The sequence below is a fragment of the Streptomyces sp. NPDC127117 genome (assembly GCF_042677325.1).
Taxonomy (GTDB): domain Bacteria; phylum Actinomycetota; class Actinomycetes; order Streptomycetales; family Streptomycetaceae; genus Streptomyces.
Map to the genome: position 1 here is coordinate 1 of NZ_JBHXTM010000058.1, position 18787 is coordinate 18787.

At 69.1% G+C, this 18787-nt stretch carries 15 protein-coding genes and 4 pseudogenes; 17 read left to right on the forward strand and 2 right to left on the reverse strand.

Going from position 1 to position 18787, the window contains the following annotated elements; genetic code table 11:
- From ACFVH0_RS33895 to ACFVH0_RS33950, 12 genes and pseudogenes are all read left to right on the forward strand, one after another.
- The coding region (locus ACFVH0_RS33895; RefSeq protein ID WP_385826536.1) for a hypothetical protein at positions 1–1408 on the forward strand (1408 nt) is incomplete at its 5' end.
- Between the two features lie 364 nt (positions 1409–1772).
- Positions 1773–2477, forward strand: coding sequence for a hypothetical protein (locus tag ACFVH0_RS33900; RefSeq protein ID WP_385826538.1), 705 nt, complete (start codon positions 1773–1775; stop codon positions 2475–2477).
- A complete protein-coding gene (locus tag ACFVH0_RS33905; RefSeq protein WP_385826540.1) occupies positions 2474–2863 on the forward strand; it encodes a GntR family transcriptional regulator in 390 nt (129 codons plus the stop codon). The genes ACFVH0_RS33900 and ACFVH0_RS33905 overlap by 4 nt, the downstream gene beginning before the upstream one ends.
- Positions 2864–2929: 66 nt before the next feature.
- The gene (locus tag ACFVH0_RS33910) at positions 2930–3403 is read left to right on the forward strand and encodes a hypothetical protein (protein ID WP_385826542.1); all 474 of its coding nucleotides are present in this window, start codon (positions 2930–2932) and stop codon (positions 3401–3403) included.
- 13 nt (positions 3404–3416) lie between these two features.
- A complete protein-coding gene (locus ACFVH0_RS33915; RefSeq protein WP_385826545.1) occupies positions 3417–3806 on the forward strand; it encodes a hypothetical protein in 390 nt (129 codons plus the stop codon).
- A gap of 666 nt (positions 3807–4472) precedes the next feature.
- Positions 4473–5715: pseudogene (locus tag ACFVH0_RS33920) on the forward strand (IS256 family transposase).
- Positions 5712–6191, forward strand: coding sequence for a hypothetical protein (locus tag ACFVH0_RS33925; RefSeq protein ID WP_385826547.1), 480 nt, complete (start codon positions 5712–5714; stop codon positions 6189–6191). Before ACFVH0_RS33920 ends, ACFVH0_RS33925 begins: the two are co-directional and overlap by 4 nt.
- A 275-nt stretch (positions 6192–6466) precedes the next feature.
- A complete protein-coding gene (locus tag ACFVH0_RS33930; protein ID WP_385826549.1) occupies positions 6467–6835 on the forward strand; it encodes a CU044_2847 family protein in 369 nt (122 codons plus the stop codon).
- A gap of 30 nt (positions 6836–6865) precedes the next feature.
- A pseudogene (locus tag ACFVH0_RS33935) lies at positions 6866–8656 on the forward strand (trypsin-like peptidase domain-containing protein); the annotation flags it as partial.
- A pseudogene (locus ACFVH0_RS33940) lies at positions 8632–9171 on the forward strand (hypothetical protein); the annotation flags it as partial. The pseudogenes ACFVH0_RS33935 and ACFVH0_RS33940, both read left to right, overlap by 25 nt.
- Positions 9172–9321: 150 nt before the next feature.
- A complete protein-coding gene (locus tag ACFVH0_RS33945; RefSeq protein ID WP_385826594.1) occupies positions 9322–9720 on the forward strand; it encodes a WD40 repeat domain-containing protein in 399 nt (132 codons plus the stop codon).
- 432 nt (positions 9721–10152) lie between these two features.
- Positions 10153–10296 carry a hypothetical protein gene (locus ACFVH0_RS33950; protein ID WP_385826551.1) on the forward strand — a complete coding sequence of 48 codons (144 nt, stop codon included), beginning with the start codon at positions 10153–10155 and terminating at the stop codon, positions 10294–10296.
- Positions 10297–10671: 375 nt separating this feature from the next.
- Here the strand turns inward: ACFVH0_RS33950 and ACFVH0_RS33955 are convergent, their stop codons facing one another.
- Positions 10672–12435 (reverse strand): tyrosine-type recombinase/integrase, encoded by a 1764-nt coding sequence (locus ACFVH0_RS33955; RefSeq protein ID WP_385826596.1) that lies wholly within the window; start codon positions 12433–12435, stop codon positions 10672–10674.
- Between the two features lie 438 nt (positions 12436–12873).
- A pseudogene (locus ACFVH0_RS33960) lies at positions 12874–13995 on the reverse strand (tyrosine-type recombinase/integrase).
- A gap of 116 nt (positions 13996–14111) precedes the next feature.
- Between ACFVH0_RS33960 and ACFVH0_RS33965 the strand changes: the two are divergent.
- The 5 genes from ACFVH0_RS33965 (at position 14112) to ACFVH0_RS33985 (ending at position 18401) form a co-directional block, all read left to right on the forward strand.
- On the forward strand, positions 14112–14495 hold the full coding sequence (locus ACFVH0_RS33965) for a DUF1524 domain-containing protein (protein ID WP_385826553.1): 384 nt from the start codon (positions 14112–14114) through the stop codon (positions 14493–14495).
- A 117-nt stretch (positions 14496–14612) separates the two neighbouring features.
- On the forward strand, positions 14613–15161 hold the full coding sequence (locus tag ACFVH0_RS33970) for a YciI family protein (RefSeq protein WP_189282008.1): 549 nt from the start codon (positions 14613–14615) through the stop codon (positions 15159–15161).
- Between the two features lie 70 nt (positions 15162–15231).
- Entirely contained in the window at positions 15232–16371 is a 1140-nt protein-coding gene (locus ACFVH0_RS33975; RefSeq protein WP_385826598.1) for a GDSL-type esterase/lipase family protein, read from the forward strand.
- Positions 16372–17005: 634 nt separating this feature from the next.
- Positions 17006–17563, forward strand: coding sequence for a GNAT family N-acetyltransferase (locus ACFVH0_RS33980; protein WP_385826555.1), 558 nt, complete (start codon positions 17006–17008; stop codon positions 17561–17563).
- Between the two features lie 292 nt (positions 17564–17855).
- Complete coding sequence (locus tag ACFVH0_RS33985) at positions 17856–18401, forward strand: GNAT family N-acetyltransferase (protein ID WP_385826557.1); 546 nt, start codon at positions 17856–17858, stop codon at positions 18399–18401.
- The last annotated feature ends 386 nt before the right edge of the window (positions 18402–18787 follow it).

The window sequence follows — 18787 nt, forward strand, 5'->3', positions numbered from 1 at the left end:
CTGCGCGGCAACCGACCTCGCCGCGGGGGATGCGGACTGCACGCGGTTCACCGAACTGCTCCGCCAGAGCCGGTACGTGGCCCGCATCGCACCCGAGGCGCTGCTGGAAGCGGCCGAGGGCGCCGGCCTCAAGGAGGCCCCGATCGGGTCGATGCTCGCCGACGCGGTGCACGCGCGGGACCACGCCCTACTGCCGTGCGACCAGGCGACCTGGGTGGCCTGGCTGCATCTCCAGGCGACAGTGCGCGGTGACACCGAACTGGCCCAGGAACTGACCGGCAGCGGCCCCCGGATGCCGTGGCGGGTGAGCTGGACACGTTGGCGGCCGCCCGCCGCACTGCACCTGTCGTATCTCTACTGCTCCACGGTCACCGACCTCATGGAACTGCGCCTGGACGACCGGCCGGTCGCGGCCGCGACCACCTACCGTGCCCAGCAGCGCCACGTCACCCTGTACAACGCCCACAGTGGCGAGGAGTTGGCCACGGCGCCCTGGCCGAGAAATCGGGATCCCGAGGAGGTACTGCCGGGGCTGCGGTGGCCGACCGCGGGCGGCGAGGACGACAGGCCCGAGCCGGAGCCGGTGAACGCCAGCCTTCTGGGCGCCGGTCCCGTGCTCATCGGTGACACCGTGGTGATCGCCGGTCAGGGCGGCCTGTTCGGCATCGTGCCCGCGCCGGGAACGCCCTTCGCCGGGATCACCAGCTGGCCCGGCGGCCGCGTCGAGGCCGCCTGCCCAGCCGTCCTCAGGGCCCCCGCCACCATCCCGCGCCATGGGCCCGCGCCCCGACCCGCCGATCTGGACACCTTCTTCGCGTCCGAGGGCGGCACGCTGGTCGGCGTCCCGTCGCCGCTGGTCCCCGCCGGACTCACCCACCGGGCCACCCGCGACTTCCTGGCCACGCATGGAATCCCGTCGTTCCGCGATGTGCATGGCCTGGGCTTCTTCGGCCTCGAACGCGACCCCGACTGGTGGAGCGTGCAACACGGCACCCACACCGGCCCGCTGCCGCCGCGACCGGAGCGGTTCCTTCGCGAGTTGGCGGGGCCCACCGGCCTCACCGGCGCCCGCGGCCCGGGCGGCGAACAGGTCACCCTCACCGGCCCGTACTACCGGATCGGCCTCTGGATGGGCGACGACGTCGTCATCGACGGCCCGACCGGGCAGATCCTCCTCCTGCCCGCCGCGGACGCCGAACCTGCCGCGCGCGCCGAGGTCGTGGGGCGGAACCTGCACGACTTCCTCGCGCTGGTCTCCGTATGGCTGCTCGGCGTCCACGTCTTCACCGCGACGGGCGACAGCATCGAGACCCGCGAGGCCGCTGCCCGAGTGAAGAGTCTCCAGGCTATGGTCGACCCGGTCGGGGCAGCGGCCGGGATCTGGGGTGTGGCGCTGATGGACCACTGAGCGGAAACGCCCCTTCACGAGGCGATTCACCGATGCAGCGCTCACGGCTGGACCACCCCCCGTCCCCGCTGTCCTTGCCTGAAGGCCCGCTCCAAAGCGGACGGGGCCCGGGCCCGTGTGCTGCGCCCGTCCGGTGAACCGCCTGCCGAAAGGAAACGCCCCGTGGGCCACTTCCGGCGCCCTGGGGGACCGCGGAGCAGATGAGGACGACCGAAGACCGGCCAAGTGTGTTACTTCCTTGACACAGTTCAGTCTGTCGGGGCAGTGTGTCACATAGTTGATACACGTTGTGGGAGGGAACGGGGTTGCCATGTCTGTTGCCGCGGGAACGGAAAGAGCGAGGCGGGCGAGGCTTGAGACTCCCGTGCGATGGGCCGGTGCGGCGACCGGTCTGACTGTCAACGCCCTGGTCTCCTTCAGCCCCGAGTCCGATGTGGATCTGCTGTACGGGTTCCCCGTGTTCGGCCTGTGTGTCATGGGCGGCGTGTTCGCGGCAGATGTAATAGCGCGCCCGATTCCTGGCCGGCTACGAGTGGCCGAGGTTGCAGCGCGCCGGATCCGGGACAATCTGCCCCGATTCCTGACTGCTGCCCTGACCGCGCAGGCTGTTGTCCTGCTGGTCCTCCTGATCGTCGCCGCGACAACGGGCTCGGCGGACGCCGACGGTCGTTCAGGACGTGCTCTGTCTGTCATGTGCCCGGAGGGCACCCAGCTGCTTTCGCCCTGGCCGGGCCCCCACTACGCATGGCCGGCCCTCGGCGGTCTCGCCCTCGGTACTGTTGCCTGCACGTTGCTTCTGCGCCGTGTCACCGCGCGGTGCGGGAGCGACGATCAACGTCGGACGAACGTCCGGGCGGCGGTCGGCGCATGGGGAGTGCTGGTGACTGCCCCTCTTTTCGCTGTCTCCTTGACGATGGGCGTTGTGGTGCTGAGCTTGTCTTGCGCGGGCGGGATGAAGGACGTGGCCTTGTGGGGGCTGGCCGTCACGGCCTTCACCTCCGCACTGACCGCGTGTCACTGCCTGGGTGTCCTGTTGCTGCCGCAGGCCTACATCAAGGGCCGACCATGACAACAAATGGCATCAGCATCTGTGTCAACCACGCTTCCCCTGTCCCGCCGTACGAGCAACTCCGCGTACAACTGGCGGATTTGATCTCCGTCGGCCGGCTGACGCAGGGGGACAGACTGCCGTCCGTGCGCCAGCTCGCTTCCGACCTCGGGCTGGCCAACAACACCGTTGTGCGGGCATACCGCGAACTGGAAACCGCTGGCATGGTCAAGAGCCGCCGAGGTTCTGGTACCCAGGTCGTCGCCCCTGCTACCACTACCGACATCAAAGCGAAGCTCGCGGCACACGCAAGCAGTTACGCGGCCGCCGCCAGACAGCTCAATGCCACTGACGAGGAAACCCTCGCTGCAATCCGGCATGCTCTCGCATGTCGCGATACACCCTGACCTCAGGTAGGGCCGTACGGACCGTCCGACGCGCCTCGCGGGCGCCGGGCTCGCAGGATCGGTTTCGTGGAGTTCCCGACCAAGGTGGCACTGGCCCAGGCCGTACCGGTCCTGCCCGAGGGGCCGGGCTGGTGGTACGAGCCCAAGTACGACGGCCACCGGACTGTGCTGCGCCGTATCGACGAGACTGTCGTGTTGTACGCCCGGTCCGGCAGAGTCGTCACCCAGCACTGGATGGACCTGGTCGTCGCTGGCGTGACACTGCGCCGCGGCACGGTTCTGGACGGGGAGGCCGTGATCTGGCGGTACGGTCGGCTCGACTTCGCCGCGGCGCAGTCACGGGCCGCGTCATCCGTGACCCGGGCCCGCGCACTGGCAGCCCGGCATCCGGCGTCGTACGTCTGCTGGGATGTTCTGCAGCACCCGGACCCGAAGATCGGCGACTGCCGACACCTGCCGTACACCGAGCGCCGCGCCTTTCCTCCTGGAGCTTCTCGCCGATGTCGGGCCGCCGGTCCAGGTCACCCCGGCGACCGATGACCGGGACGTCGCCGTGCTCTGGTACGACGCCCTGCGCGAGCAGGGCATCGAGGGGATTGTCTGCAAGCGCGGCGGGGCGGGCTATCCGCCGTCAGGGCAGCGCTGGTGGTTGAAGGTTCGGCACGCGGACACGGTCGACGCCTTGGTGTTGGGGTTCACCGGCCCCGTGTTCAGGCCGCACCTTCTGGTTCTGGCGGTGGGGGACGAGGGTGGGCCGGCCAGGGTGTCCGCGCGCCTGGAGCCTGTCCTGGCGGCTCGTGTCGGTGAGGCCTTGAGCGGCGCGGTGGTGAGGGAGCGGCGGGCAGGGGGCGAGCCGTACACGCGGGTGGAGTCGGATCTGGCCGTGGAGGTGCTGGCCGGGTCTGGCCGGCACGGCACCCTCACCGTGACCCGGATGCGGTGAGGGTGCCCGTGTCTGACTGCTGGCCAGGGGACGCTCTCGTATGCACTGTCACGGGCCCGGCTGCGGCGCCCGGTACGACTTCTTATCCGGGCGGGTGACGCCTGCCGGGCAGCAACGATTCTTCGTTGGCCTGGGCCTAGGCCTGGGCCTGAGCATGATCGGCATGACTCGTCATCTGCGCCGAACCGCGCTCCTCACAGCTGTTTCGGCTCTTGCCGGGCTCGCGCTGACCGCCGCCCCGGCCACCGCTACCGCGGCCGGCCCCCACGCCCCGCCCGACAGGCCTCCGCCGGTCAGGCACCGTCCCTGCGCGGGCTCCCCGAACCGCCGGACGCGGCCAAGGCCCGCGAGCTCCTCGGGGACCTGGTGGTGGCCGGCGAGGACGACGTCCCCGGCTACTCCCGGGCGAAGTTCCCGCACTGGATCACCCAGCACGGCACCTGCGACACCCGCGTTATCTGCACTGCTGGTTCCGGAGACTCACGGAAGGCCGGTGGTAGTAGAGGAATGCAGTTGAAGACCACTGTCTGAGGCACGTGAGGCACAGCCAGTGTTGAGCAATGCTCAGATCCTGTGGATCGGCTCGGGAGGGCGTACCTTCCCGAGTGATCGATCGACTGGTATCGAGTAGGCCGACGTTGGCGCGTCGGTCGGGAAGGCACGCCCGTGCTCACGGTAGTCAACGACGACGGCTCGACGCGAGATGGATCCCTCATTGACGAGATCGTCCGGGAGGGTGCGCGGCGGATGTTGGCCGCCGCGCTGGAGGCCGAAGTCGACGCGTATATAGCCGAGCTGACCGGAGAGAAGGATGATCTGGGGCGTCGTTCGGTGGTCCGCAACGGCCATCATCAGGCGTGCAAGGTCACCACGGCATCCGGGATGATCGAGGTGAAGGCGCCGCGCGTGAACGACAAGCCCATCGATGCGGCCACGGGTGAGCGTAAGCGGTTCTCCTCGGCGATCCTGCCGCCCTGGGCGCGGAAGTCCCCGAAGATATCCGAGGTGCTGCTGCTTTACCTGCACGGCCTGTCCTCCGGCGACTTCATGCCCGCGCTGGAGCAGTTCCTGGGCAGCTCGGCCGGCCTCTCCCCGGCCACGGTCACCCGCCTGACCGCGCAGTGGCAGGCCGACCACACCGCATTCGGCGAGCGCGATCTGTCCGAGGCGGACTACGTCTATGTCTGGGCCGACGGCATCCACCTGAAGATCCGCCTGGAGCAGGCGAAAGCCTGCGTGCTGGTACTGATGGGCGTGCGCACCGACGGCACCGAGGAACTCATCGCAATGGCCGACGGCTACCGCGAGTCGCCGGAGTCCTGGGCGAACCTGCTGCGCGACACCGCCCGGCGCGGGATGCGTGCTCCCGTCCTCGCGGTCGGTGACGGCGCCCTCGGCTTTCGGAAGGCCCTCGCCGAGGTCTTCCCGACAACTCGCTCGCAAAGATGCTGGGTTCACAAAACCGCGAATGTCCTCGACAGCCTCCCGAAGTCGGCCCAGCCGGCGGCGAAGAAAGCGATCCAGGACATCTGCAACGCCGAAGATCACGACCACGCGGCCCGGGCTGTTAAGGCGTTTGTCCAGCAGTATGGTGCGAAGTTCCTCAAGGCCGTCAAGAGGATCGTCGATGACGAGGACGAGCTGCTGGCGTTCTACGATTTCCCTGCCGAGCACTGGATCCACCTGCGGACCACCAACCCCACCGACTCGACTTTCGCGACCGTCCGCTTGCGGACCAAGGTCACCCGCGACGCCGGCTCCCGCCCTCGCGATGGTCTTCAAGCTTGTCGAGTCCGCCCAGGCCCGCTGGCGAGCCGTGAACGCACCCCACCTCGTTGCCCTCGTCCGCGCCGGAGCCCGCTTCGAACGCGGGCAACTCGTCAAGCGACCGGAAGGGCGAGCCGCGTGACCGACTCCTACATCGGTGAGGAACCAGCCGAGCACCGGCGCTTCGCCCGCTACCTCACGGCCCTGGAAACCGTCGCCGAGACAGACGAGGCCAAGCTGGTGGCCGCCGTTCTGCGTGATGAGGACGCGACCATGGCCCAGAGCGCGATAGTCCGCCACATCGACCACCGGGCCGCCCGGCTGCTGGCCGACCCCCGATTCACGGCCTGGGCCCACACCCTGACCGGCGTCATCGCCGAACGCGACTTCCTCACCCGCCGCCTGCAGGAGTGGATCCTGCTCAGAGCAATCACCCTGGGGGAAACCTGGGCCCCCGAGGAACTGACCACCGCATCCGACTGGTGCCAGCACACGGCCGCGACCGGTCAGGCCGCCACCTCGCCCGAGGCCCTCATCCTGCTCGCCGAACACGGACGAACCCGCCGCGTTCGAAACGCAGCCACCCGTGGCCTACAACACCCCGCACACCCGAGCTGACGTGATCCACAGGTCTTGACTATTACTCTCAGCAAAATGAGGCTGCGGAAAGTTCGGTGGCGTCGGGCTGCTGCGGGGTTCAGTGGCTTCCTTCCCTGCGGTCCGCCTGTGTCTGCGGGCGTGCCTGGCGTGGTGGTCGTACGCCTGTGCAGGCGGCAGGTCAGGGTGGTCCAATTACCTCTATCTGTTGGGGAGTTCGCGGTTTCTCTGTGTGCCGGTGCGCGTACTGCGGTGTGACTGTGGCCGCCATGGGCCGGCGGTGAGGGAGCGGCGACGTGGGACAGCAGTTGGCGCGGGTGCCGCTGGAGGGCGGGGGCTCGATTCTCGTCGAGGCGGCGGAGGGCGCGGCCGGGCCGGTGAAGGCAGGCCGGGTCGGTGACGCGGTCCGGGACCTTCCGGCGACTCTTGGATCGGCGCTGGAGCCGGTGACCGACATGGCGCGCACGGTGCTGCGGCGGCTGCGGGATGCGGGGCCGGCCGAGGTGGAGGTGGAGTTCGGGGTCGATCTCTCCACGGAGGCCGGGGTGGTGATCACGAAGACCACGGCCAACTGCCATCTGACGGTGCGCATGGTGTGGAGCAGGGACGAGGCCGGCGCTCCCGCCGACGGCGTTTCTGCGGCTGGTGGCGAGCCGGCGGCCTGATCGAGTGGCTGCGGGATGGGGGTGCAGGGCATGGTGGTAGACGCGGTTGCGGCGGCGGTCGCGCAGGTTCGTGACGGGGCCGGGCTGGTGGTGGGGGCGGGCTTCCTCGTCGCCGAGGACCTGGTGGTGACGTGCGCGCACGTCCTGGCGGACGGCGGCTACGCGCCCGGTGCGGCGGTGGCACTGGTCTTCCCGCACGTGCCTGGTGTCCCGGAGGTCACCGGCCAGGTGCTGGAGGCCGCGTGGCGCGAGCCGCATGAACAGGACGTCGCCCTAGTGCGGCTGGAGCACGCGGTGGGCGCGGCGCCGTTGTCGCTGGGGTCTGCGGCGGGCTGTCGCGGTCATGGGGTGCGTTCGTTCGGGTTCCCCGCGCATGCGCCGCCGGGCGGGCACTTCGGGTTCGCTACGGCGGGCGGCCTCCTGCCGGCCGCTGACAGTGTCGGTGAGCTGCTGCAGCTGACCGAGGCCAACGACCTCACCACCGGGTTCAGCGGCGGGCCGGTGCTGGACGAGGTGACCGGCATGGTGGTGGGGATGCTCACCGCGATCACCGCGCCGGACAGCTACGACCGGGGCCTGGGTATCGCCTACGTCACCCCGACCGCCGTGCTGCGGGAGGTGTGGCCCGATCTCGGCGAGTTGGATGTGTCGCCCTACCGGGCGCTGGAGACGTTCACCGACGAGCACGCCCGCTGGTTCCGGGGCCCTGAGGAGGCGGTGCGCCAGGTCCTGGAGGGTCTGGCTGGCGGGCGGCGGGTGGCGCTGCTGCTCGGCCCGTCCGGTTCGGGGAAGTCCTCCCTGGTCCAGGCGGGGGTGCTGCCGGCGCTGGCGGAGGGGCGGCAGCCGGGCAGTGACCGCTGGCGCCAGGTGCTCACGCGCCCGGGCCCGGACCTGCCGGCCGCCCTCACCCGCGCGGGTCTGCCCGGGAGTGAGGCCGAGGACGGCGGGGCGGCCCGCACGACTTCTGGACCCCGTGTGGTGCTGGTCGTGGACCAGCTCGAGGAACTTCTCGCCCCCTCCGCCGGTCCTCAGGCGCTTGAGGCGCTTGACCGGATCACCGCCGCGATCCGCTCCGACGCGGCTCTCGGCGTGGTCCTCGTGATGCGCGACGACTTCTACTCCCGCCTGTCCGTGCTCGCCCCGGACCTGCTGGACACCGCCCAGCGGGCAAGCGGTGTCCTCAACGTCCCTGCAACTCTCACCGCCGCGGACCTCGACGCGATCGTCACCGGCCCCGCCCGCGACCTGGGCACGGCCTTCGAGCCGGGTCTGGCGGAGCGGATCATCGCCGACGTCCTGGAGCTGAACCCTCGCACCGACGGCGTCCACGGCGCGCCTGTCACTGTGCTGCCCCTGCTCGAAGTCGCCCTCACCCGGCTGTGGGAACGCCGCCTGGAGTATGACGGCTGCCTCACCCACGACGCCTACCGCCGCATTGGCGACGTCACCGGTGCCCTCACTGAGTGGTGCGACACCGCCCTACGCGAACTCGACCCCCGGCAACGGGACATCGCCCGCAGAATCCTCACCGCTTTGGTCCGCCCCGCCGACCCGTCCCTGAACATCCCGGCCGCACGCCAGCAGTTCCCGATCAGCGACCTGCGCGACATGGCAGCCGGGGAGAAGCTTCCCGCCACGCTGCGGGCCGTGGACGAGGTCCTGGCGGTCCTCTCCCGGCACCGCATCGTCACCACCGACCGGGTCCACGACGACGGACGGCCGGAGATCGTGGAGGGGACCGCGGTGGCCGAACTGGTCCACGACGCGCTCATTCGCGACTGGGTCACCCTGCGTGAATGGGTCGAGGAGGACGCCCGCTTCCTAGACTGGTTCGACCGAGCCCGCAAACAGCACACCCGCTGGAAGGAACACCGCGACCCCCAGGATCTGCCCGCCGGAACCCTCCTGGCCGAGGGCACCGACTGGTCCCGCCAGCGTCGGCTGTCCGTCGACCTCGACGACTTCCTCACCGCTGGACGCCAACGCCAGCAGGCCGCCGCTCGCCGCAGCCGACGCCTCAACACCGTCCTGGCCACCGCTCTCGCCCTCGCGCTGATCGCCTCGGGCATTGCGCTCTGGCGGCAGCAGGCAGCGGTGGCCGCCCAACAGGACGCTCTGCCCCGGCAGCTCGCCGCTCAGTCCGTTTCCCTGGTCGCGTTCGAGCCCGAACTCTCGTCCCTCCTCGCAGTCGCCGCCTATCGCACCAGCCCCACCGAAGAGGCTGGCGAGGCCCTCCGCGACGCCGCGCACCGTCCCTTGCGGCGTCGTTTCGCCGCTGGCATCGGCAACCGCAGGGGGCGGTGGCGTTCATTCGAGACGGGCACACCCTCGTTGTCGTCGGCGACGACCACTCCGTGCGGCTATGGGACACCACCACCGGCGAAACCAGCATCCCCGACATCGCCAATGGCGTCGGCAACCGCGCGATGTCGGTGGCGTCCAGCCCGGACGGGCGCACGCTCGCCATCGTCGGCGAGGACCACCTCGTGCGGCTGCGGGACACCACCACCGGCAAGACCACCGGCCCCGAGATCGACCACCTTGGTGAACTGACGTCGGTGGCGTTCGGCCCGGACGGGCACACCCTCGCCATGGCTGGAAGCGGAGGCTTCGTGCGGCTGTGGGACACCACTACCGGCAAGACCACCACCGCCCCCGCCGGTGGCCAGAGGTCCTTTGCGCCGATGGCGTTCAGCCCCGACGGACACACCCTCGCCACCACCGCCTACGGCGATGGCTACGTCGCCACCGTCGTGCGGCTCTGGTTCTATATCGCACCGGACACCGCAATCAGCAGGATCTGCGCGGCCGTCGCCCGCGAAATCGAAGAGTCGGAGAGAGACAGGTACCCAACCGTGTCCTCAAAGCCGGTCTGCCGCTCGTGAGCTGGCCGCCCGACGACAACCCTCCCACGCGCCCCACCTCCGGGACGGCCCCTGGCCACCCGTCCGGAACTGGTAACCCGGGTCGGCCCCGATGCATGCTCAGGCAGTGAAGCAATTGGTCAACCCGCCAATCTGTCGGATCGGCAAGCTGTAGCGGGTCGGCTCACCCGGCCGGTCAAGGGGTGGGGCCCGGTGTCGTCACCCACCGCCGTCCCGGCCCGGGAAGGGCCACGAACCCCCGGGGCAGGTGTCCCGGGCACCGGGCCACCCGCCTCTCCCGCGGCCTGGCCCGCGTGCTGCCCGATGAACACACCGCCGTCGGCGGACAAACCGGCACAGGCTGGGGCCTGCTCGCTGCTGAGGCTGATGACGAAAGTTCCGGCATCGGAGAACGGACAGCGTCCGGCCGCACTTCATGCCCTCAGGAGGCGATTGCCGGGCTTCGCAGCCTGCTCGGCGCCGAGCGTCGCCCGGCGCCGAGCCGTTCGGGTGGCCCTCCTCTCCGTACCCGCCGCGTACGGCGACGGCGAGGATGCCGCCGACAGCGGCCAGGATCTGGGCTCCAGCGGCTACTGAGCCGGGTCCGGAACCGCTCGAATGGTTCGTGTGAGGGCTCTACGGACCGCGGTGACCTCGTCTTCCAGTTCAGCTGTGCGGCGTTCGAGGCTTCCGGCTCGCTCGGTCTGCTCGGCAAGGTCGGAGATCAGGAGCGCGTTGTGGCTCTCCAGGTCCCGGATGCGGCGGAGGAGTTCGGTTCGCTGGACGTCGTCGATCTCGGCGCCGAGGGCGAGCCTGACCCGGTCCTGGAGCCGGTCCCGTTCTGTCTTCAGGCTCTTGATCTCTTCGCGGGCGAGTGCGAGGTCGGTCTGCAGACTGGCCTCGCTGACCCGTCGCCCGGGGAGAACGGCGGCGGCCGGAATGCCGTGCCGGGCCTGTTCCGCGTCGGATCCGTCACGGGGTCCTCCGGATGTCCAGGGTGTCTCCGGGGAAGAACGCCTGGGCGGCGCGGACCTTCCGCAGCTCTTTCGACGCCGTCTCCACCGCTTCCCGTTCCTGCGGTGACAGACCGGCCAGGCGCTCATCCATCTCGGCCAGGACCTTCGCGTATGCCTTCAGCTGGTGATCAAAGTTCGTCAGCACCCAGTCCGCCGCGCCCATGGCGGTCGCTGCCTCCCGGTCTGCCCGCAGATCGGCGATGGTCTGCTCCAGTGCCGGACGGTAGGAGGGGTCGGGCTCGTAGAAGTCGCCGCCGGCGCACTGGAAGCGGATGCGGCAGTGCCCGCCGCCGGCCTTGACGTTGCTGGGTTCGGTGCATCCTCCGTTCGGCACCGCGACGGATCGCGGCTCGTAGGCGAGCGGGTCGCTGGAGCCTCTCGGATTCCCGTGGCGGTCGGTCGCGAGTACCGCCACCGTTTCGACGGCCTTGCGACGGCGCTCCTGGGAGACGGTGTAGTAGTCCATGGTGACGTCGAGCGAGCGGTGGTCCATGAGCTTGCACAGCACGTCGATGGCGGTCCCGGCATCGGCGTGCCGCTGTGCGTAGGCGTGCCGCAGACCGTAGGCCATGATCTCGGAGCGGCGGAAGGCGACCTGGTCGCCGTTGTCGTCGAGGCGGTTGTCGAGGAGTTCGGGGACCGCGTGGACCCAGTCGCGGAAGACCTTGGACGAGAAGTAGTGAGCGGTCAGGTACCTGACGCGGGACCTGCGGGTGGCTCCGGGTGCGGGGAAGAGCCACTCCTCGCAGCCCGGCATCTCCGGGAGGCTGTCGCGGTGTTTCTGCCACTGCTGGATGTGCCGGGCGGTTTCCGGGCTGATGGGAAGGCGTCGGCCGTAACGTCTGCGCTTTCGGTGGTCGTAGATGAGGGACGGCTTGCCGTCGGTCCACCGCAGGCAGTCGCGCTTGAGCGAGTTGGCTTCCTCGGGACGGCGCCCGGTGTCGCGGATGATCCGGTAGACCTCCTGGTACATGGCCGCGAAGTCACCAGCCTGCCAGTCGGCGTGCTTGTAGGTGGAGCCCGCGCCCATCAGTGGCAGGTACCGGTCGAGCTGGGCGATGACGTGTTCGGGGATCGCGTCGCCGCTCTCGTCCTCGGTTGTGTCGACAGCCTCGATGCTGTGCAGTTCGGGGCTGAGCGCGAAGGTTCCCGGGATGTCGTCCATCAGGCCGGCCAGGCGCGCGTACTGCAGGAGCCGACGCCACCAGCCCAGCATCGCCTTGCGCTGGGCGATCGAGTAGGCGCTGCCGTCCTTCGGGATACGGGCGGATTCGATGGCCTCGACAACAAGGGTCATGTCGGCCAGGGCGAGTGTCTGCGGCCTCTCGGCGGCGGGCCTGGACGCCAGTGCGTTCGAGGCGAGCGCCGCGACGTTGGCCGTGCGCCTCAGCTCCGTCACGGTGGGCCGCACGGCCCGCCCGTACTCCTTGACGATCTCACGCAGCCACCGTTGCCGGTTCGGCTGGAAGTCCAGGTGCCCGTTGGCCGCAGGATAGCGGCGGTTCGGCGCGGACAGCAGCCCCACCAGCGCGCAGTCCCAGACGTCTGCGAGCGTCGGATCGACACCGTCGTACTGGATACGGGCCCGGTGGAGTCTGACCTGCATGTCGTTGACCAGGCTGTGCGTGGTCTTGGGGAGGTCGGTGACGGACAGCGGCGTGTCGAGGTCGAGAAGCGAGGGCAGCCTCGGGGGGAGGTTGCGGATGATGCGGCGCATCATCGCGGGCACGACCGGGCGGTCCTCCTTGTCACGGTGCTGAAGGCACAAGAGGATCTCAGCCCGCACCGCTGTGGAGAGGTCCCCGAGAGCGAACTGTGCGCGGCCCGGTTGCAGGCCGTCCCCCACATTGGGCTGTCGCACCGCGGGCAGGGCCGAGGTGTGGGTCGTATCGAAGTCGGCCGGCTGACCGCGCCGTGCGCTGACGGCCCGGCAAGCTTCGCAGCGGGACTCTGGCGACCTCGACCAGCGTGTCGCAGGCCGTCACGCGGCAGGCGAAGGCCCGGGTCCGCGGGTTGTCCAGATCCGCTGTGAACAGCAGGCTGCCGGGATCCCACTCATCCGTCCGCCACTGGAGGTCGAGCCGGTCGGCGAGCCAGGCCGCCCAGTCGGGCCGTGCCACCTGGCGCGCGGGCAGTTCGGCGTAGTCGTGCGCGACAGTCATCGGTTTCCCCCGGCTGCCACCAGATCGACCGCTGCCCGCAGGTCGTCGTCGCTGGCATGGAGGTAGACAGCCGTGCTGGCCGCGGAGACGTGACCGAGCAGGGTCTGCACCACGTCAGGGTCGACTCCCGCACGGATCCAGGCGGTTGCCGCCGTGTGCCGCATCATGTGGGGCCGGGCCCGGAACCCGCAGCGGGCGCCGGTCCGCTCGGTGATCTGCTTGGCATTCGAGTACGACATGGGTAGACCGGCATGGCGCGAGACCAGGTTCACGAACACGAAGTCGCATTACGCTGCCTCCTGGACACCGTCGCGCTCGACGAGGTGGTCCCGGTAGGCGTTCACCACCCGCCTCTCGACGGGAACATGCCGGTGCCTCCCGGATTTGGCGCGTGCACCGTTGCTGTTGTTCTGGCGGGGCCTGACGTGCACGTGTGCCCCGGCAATCTGGCAGCCGAGATGCTGGCAGTCGGGCAGGAAGTGCATGTCCTCGCGCCGCAGGCCAAGTGCCTCGCCGATGCGTAGACCGGTCCCCAGGAGCAGCGCGAGCAGGAAGCGGTCGCGCGCGGTGCGAGCAGCCGAGATGATCCGGTCGGCTTGCCCGGTGAGCAGGACGGCGGGCGGCATCTCGATCTCGGCCGCTTTGAGGACACGGGCGCTGACGTGCCGGAACTGACCGTCTTCGCCTTCGTTGAAGCCCTTCGGCGTGTACTGGAGGAACCGGGGCTCGCTGAGCGCGGACGCGACCTCGGGAGCCACGACACCGGTCGCCGCACACCAGCGCAGGAACCCGCAGGCCGTGCCCACCACGGCATTCACGGTCTTACCGGTCGGCAGACGGAGGGTGCGCGGGTCCGGCGTCTGCTCGGCGTGGAACTTATAGCGCGCCATCTCGCCCAGCGACACGCTCTTCCAGTCGGTGCCACGTCCAGAGCACCAGTTCAGAAACCGCCCGACGCGGGGCAGATAGTTGCGCTGGGCCTGCGGTGAGCGGTTCTTGGCACGTAGGTGGATGGAGGACTCAAGGCTCTCCGGGTGAGGGACGTACGTCTCCTCGTCGACGAGAAGCCAGGTGATCTCCCCGGTGGCCGGGGATATCGCCTTCTCTGCTCTGAACATGCGGTGGTGCTCTCCTGCATCATCTGTGGATCTCGTTCCTCACCGTATGGTCGACAGCGGTGAGGCACAGGAGCGGCCTGCCCCTGTGGCCCACGTGGCACGAAGTCAGCGAACGCATGCAGATAACCCGCGAAGTCACGCTTCAACGCGACGGCCAGAACGTCGTCCAGGACGACCAGTGCCGCGCCGTGTCCGGCACCTGGTACTCCGAGTACGACGGCCTGACCATCGATTCCGTCTCCCGCATCGACATCGACCACGTCGTCCCCCTCAAGGAAGCCTGGCGCTCCGGGGCCTCGGAGTGGACGACGCCTGAGCGGCGCGCCTTCGCCAACGACCTGGTCCATTCGCAGCTGATCGCGGTGTCGGCCGGCAGCAATCGGGCGAAGGGCGACAAGGACCCCGGGAACGGCGGCTGTAGGTCGTCCCGAACTGGGGACGTCAGCGCCGGACGCGGTCTCTGTCACTCGACTGCAGAGCAGCGCATGCCACTTGGCTGAGACCGTGCAGCCGTGGTGGCTACGCCGTTTGACGGAATGCCGTTTCGTTTGGAACGCGGGGTCTTCGGCGACAAAGCCGGTTGAGATGGCATCCTTGGTGAGGAAAGCTCTGTGACCATGGAGTACTTCTGCTACCACCGAGACCGGCCGGGCTCCCTCGCGTTGCGCGAGGAGTTGCTGGAGAAGCACTGGTCCTACATGGACCGGTACGCGAAGGAACTGATCGCCCGCGGCCCGACCTTCACCAATGATGGTGAGACGCTTACCGGAAGCGTGCACATCATCGATCTGCCCGACCCCGCCGCTGCCCGCGCGTTCGCCTTCGACGAACCCAACTACCAGGCCGGAGCGTACCGGGACGTGCTGCTGCGCCGATGGCGCAACATGCTGGGGCGCACCATGTGGGACTTTCCCGGTGACCGAAGCAGTGGCAGCCAGTACCTGGTCCTCGGCCTCGGCGAAGGCCCGGCCGCAGACCTCAACCTGCCGCCCGACCAGGACGAACTGATCGCGTACGGGCCACTGCTGGCCGACGACGGCGACACATGGCTGGGTACGGCAGTGCTGCTCAGGGCCCCGAACCCGGATTCGGCACGCGCCGTCCTGACTCCGGACCGGTACGGGGACATCGAGGTCCACGCCTGGGAGTTCGGCGGACGCCGATGAACCACGGAGGCACCGGCCCGATGCCACCCCCGGAACACATCGACCTGGGACAGGAACGGTGACGGTGACGATGCGGACGGTCCCGTTGGTGGGCGGGCCGGTGGAGTTACGGGGTGCGCTGGACCTGGAGACCACAGCGGCAGGGGTGATGCCGCGCCGGCTGCCCGCGTGGACCAAGGAGCAGTACCAGGACCCGTCGGTCTACGGGGTGACCGTGATGCCTTCGGGAGTGCGGCTGGTGTTCCGCACCGATGCACGCGCACTGGAATTGGAGATACTCACCTCCACTGGCCAGCTCGCCGCCGACCCCCACCCTCGCCCGACCGGGATGCTGGAGTTGTTGGTGGACGGTGCCCTGGCCGGGCGTCGGCAGGCACCGGTGGGCAACGTACTGAGAATGGCGGGCCCCGGAGCCTCACAGCGACTCATCCCGGGCAAACCCGGAACCGTACGGTTCGCCGGACTGCCGGCTGGCATGAAGAACGTCGAGCTGTGGCTTCCGCAGCAGACCCCTACGGAACTGGTGGCACTGCGCGCCGACGGCGACGTGCTGGCGCCGCTGCAGGACGGGCGGCGCCGCTGGGTGCACCACGGCAGTTCCATCAGCCACTGTATCGAGGCTGACGGTCCGACCGGGACCTGGCCGGTGGTGGCAGCCGCGCTCGGAGGGGTGGAGGTGATCAACCTCAGCCAGGCGGGCAACGCACTGCTGGACCCCTACGTCGCCCGGACGATCCGCGACACGCCGGCTGACCTGATCAGCCTGAAGGTGGGCATCAACATCGTGAGCCTGTCCGCCTTCCGGCTGCGGACGTTCGGCCCGGCGGTACACGGATTTCTGGACACGATCCGGGACGGTCACCCGGACACCCCACTCCTGCTGATCTCCCCGGTGAGCTGCCCGGCCCTTGAGCAGGTTCCCGGCCCGACCAGGACCGGACCGGACGGGAGGATCACCGCCCTGGGCGACCCGGCCGATGTGGCCGACGGCGCACTGTCGCTGACGGTGGTCCGCACCGAGCTGGCCCGGATCGCCGCAGCACGACAGGCATCTGATCCCCACCTCCACTGTCTCGACGGACGAGCACTGCTCGGCCCGGACGAGACAGACGACCTGACCGACGGCCTTCACCCCACCGCCGCCGCGTACCGCCGAATGGGCAAGCGCTTCGCTGCCCACGCCTTCACACCCGACGGTCCCTTCCGCTGAGCTGTTCTTGCCCTCCCGTGTCGAAATGCGCTTCGAACTGGTCCGCTGGCCTGGGCATTCGCCGGACGCTGAGGCGGCCTTCGCCTGATCATGTGCTCCGACCCGGGACGAGTTGGGAGCGTCAGCTCGACCGCCGAGTGCATCGCACCCGGCGCACACAGCACCGCGTCCACCAGCTCGAACAGCTCATCGCCTCGAACGGTCAGACACGCGTATTTGCGCACGGAGCTTGCCGGTCCGAGCGGTGTACTGACGTTGCCTCACGCAGCCCTGATGGCGCATGGCCGGGCTTGACGTTGCTCTGCCCAAGTGGATGGGGTGAGGCTTCATTCGTCCAGCTGACCTTCGCCGGTCAGCCGTCGGCAGCGGTCGGATTCTTCGGCCAGCTGGGGGTCGCGCCTTTCCGGGCGAGGCGCCTGATCATGAGGGTGATGGCGGCCCAGGTGATTTAGAGTTTCGGAGTGCTGGACGAGCCGTGAACGCACCCCACCTCGTCGCGCTGGTCGGTGCCGGGGCCGGCTTCGAGCGGGGCGTCCTAGCGAGAGATCCGCGGCCCGCGCGGCATGAACCCCACCGACTACCGCCGGCCGGAAAACCGGTGGCAGGCCCGCCAACCCGTGGTGAAGATCGCGGCATGACCAACTTCCTGGAGACCGACCGACTCGTCCTGCGCGCGTTCACGACGGCCGACACCGACCACCTGCTCGCCCTGGACAACGACCCCGAGGTCATGCGCTTCATCGACGGAGGCCGCCCCACCAACCGCGAGGCAATCGAGACGCGGACCCTGCCGCGACTCCTGCACGACTACCCGTGCTGGGGGATCCGCGGCTACTGGGCCGCGCAAAAGAGGACCACCGGTACCTTCCTGGGTTGGTTCGAGTTCCGGCCGCTGAACGAGCACAGCCCCGCCGTGTTCGAGCTCGGCTACCGGTTGAACCAGGCGGCATGGGGGCACGGCTACGCCACCGAAGGCTCCCGGGCCCTGATTCACAAGGGGTTCACGAACTTGGAGGTCGAGCGGGTCACGGCGAACACGATGACCGTCAACATCCGGTCCCGCCGCGTCATGGAGAAGTCGGGCCTGTCCTTCGTCCGGAACTTCACCGGGGACTGGCCGGAGGCGATCGAGGGCTCCGAGCACGGTGAAGTCGAGTACGAACTCACCCGGACCGAGTGGGAACAGCGGTAGACGGCAACGACCCAGTCCACAACCCTTGACAATTTCTCGGGGCGTTCTGGTAAGTGAGGGTGACGGACTTTGGCTTCGTGCATCTCTAGGAACAGCAGATGTGGACGGGGTCGGGAGGCGGTTGGTGATCTTTCGCCGCCTGGATGTCGGTGAGAAAATGACGTCACTCTCTGCGGTGGAAGCCGACTCACTCCCTGGCAGGTGCGGTTTGGAGCCTGGCTCCCTGGCTGGGTTGTCGGCTGCTGGGGAAAACCGACGTGACAGGCGATGTCTGCTGAGGAAGACTCGCGCCGTGCGCGATCGTGTGGATGCTTCCTCTGGCCTGGTGTTGCGGGGATGGAGGGCCGAGGATGCCTGGGCGGTGATGGTCGCGTTCGCGGATCCGCTCATGCGTGGCCAGGCCAGCGAGCCAGTCAATTCTGTCCAGGCTGCCGAACGGTGGATAGCAGCTCGCGATGACCAGTGGGCTGCGGACTCTGCCTATTCCTTCGCCGTCGTCGATGGCGATGACCTCGTTCTCGGCCAGGTGTGTGTCAGCCAAGTGGATCGGCGTCATACCACTGGATGGGTGTCCTATTGGACGACGGCAACGGCTCGTGGCCGGGGCATTGCTTCTTGCGCCTGTCGTGCCGTGGCCCGCTGGGCTTTCGATGACGCGGAGCTCTTCCGGCTGGAGCTTGGGCACCGGGTGAACAATCCCGCCTCATGCAGAGTGGCCCGTGCTGCTGGCTTCGCGGTGGAAGGACAGCAACGACAGAAACTCGAATACAACGGCGTCCGCTTCGACGTGGAACTCCATGCCCGTCTGGCATCGGATACGGAGCCCGCGTCGTTGTGAGGCCCGCCGCCGTTCCAGCGTTCCACCGGGAGAACCGGGCTGTTCCACCTGTTCCACTTGTCCCACCGCGGACAGGCCCTCGGTGTTGGCAGGCGCCCGGTGGCCGGCCGTCGCCCGCGGCCGCCTGGTCCTCGGTGCCGTCCCGCGCGCAGACGCTGGCCCGTGGGCGGGCCCCACGGCCCTGGCCGGCACCGGGCAGGAGGGTGCCCTGGCCCGGGATCTCCTGCGTCATCCCCTGCGCGATCCCTGGCGGTATCTCCTGCGGTATCTGTTGGACCCTCTCCTGGTCTGTTGGGCCGGTCTGGGCTGCTGACGGCAGGTGTGCCGAGTGCGGTGGCTCCGGCCACACCGGGCGCGGCACCATCTACGACCCGTCCCACTCCCGT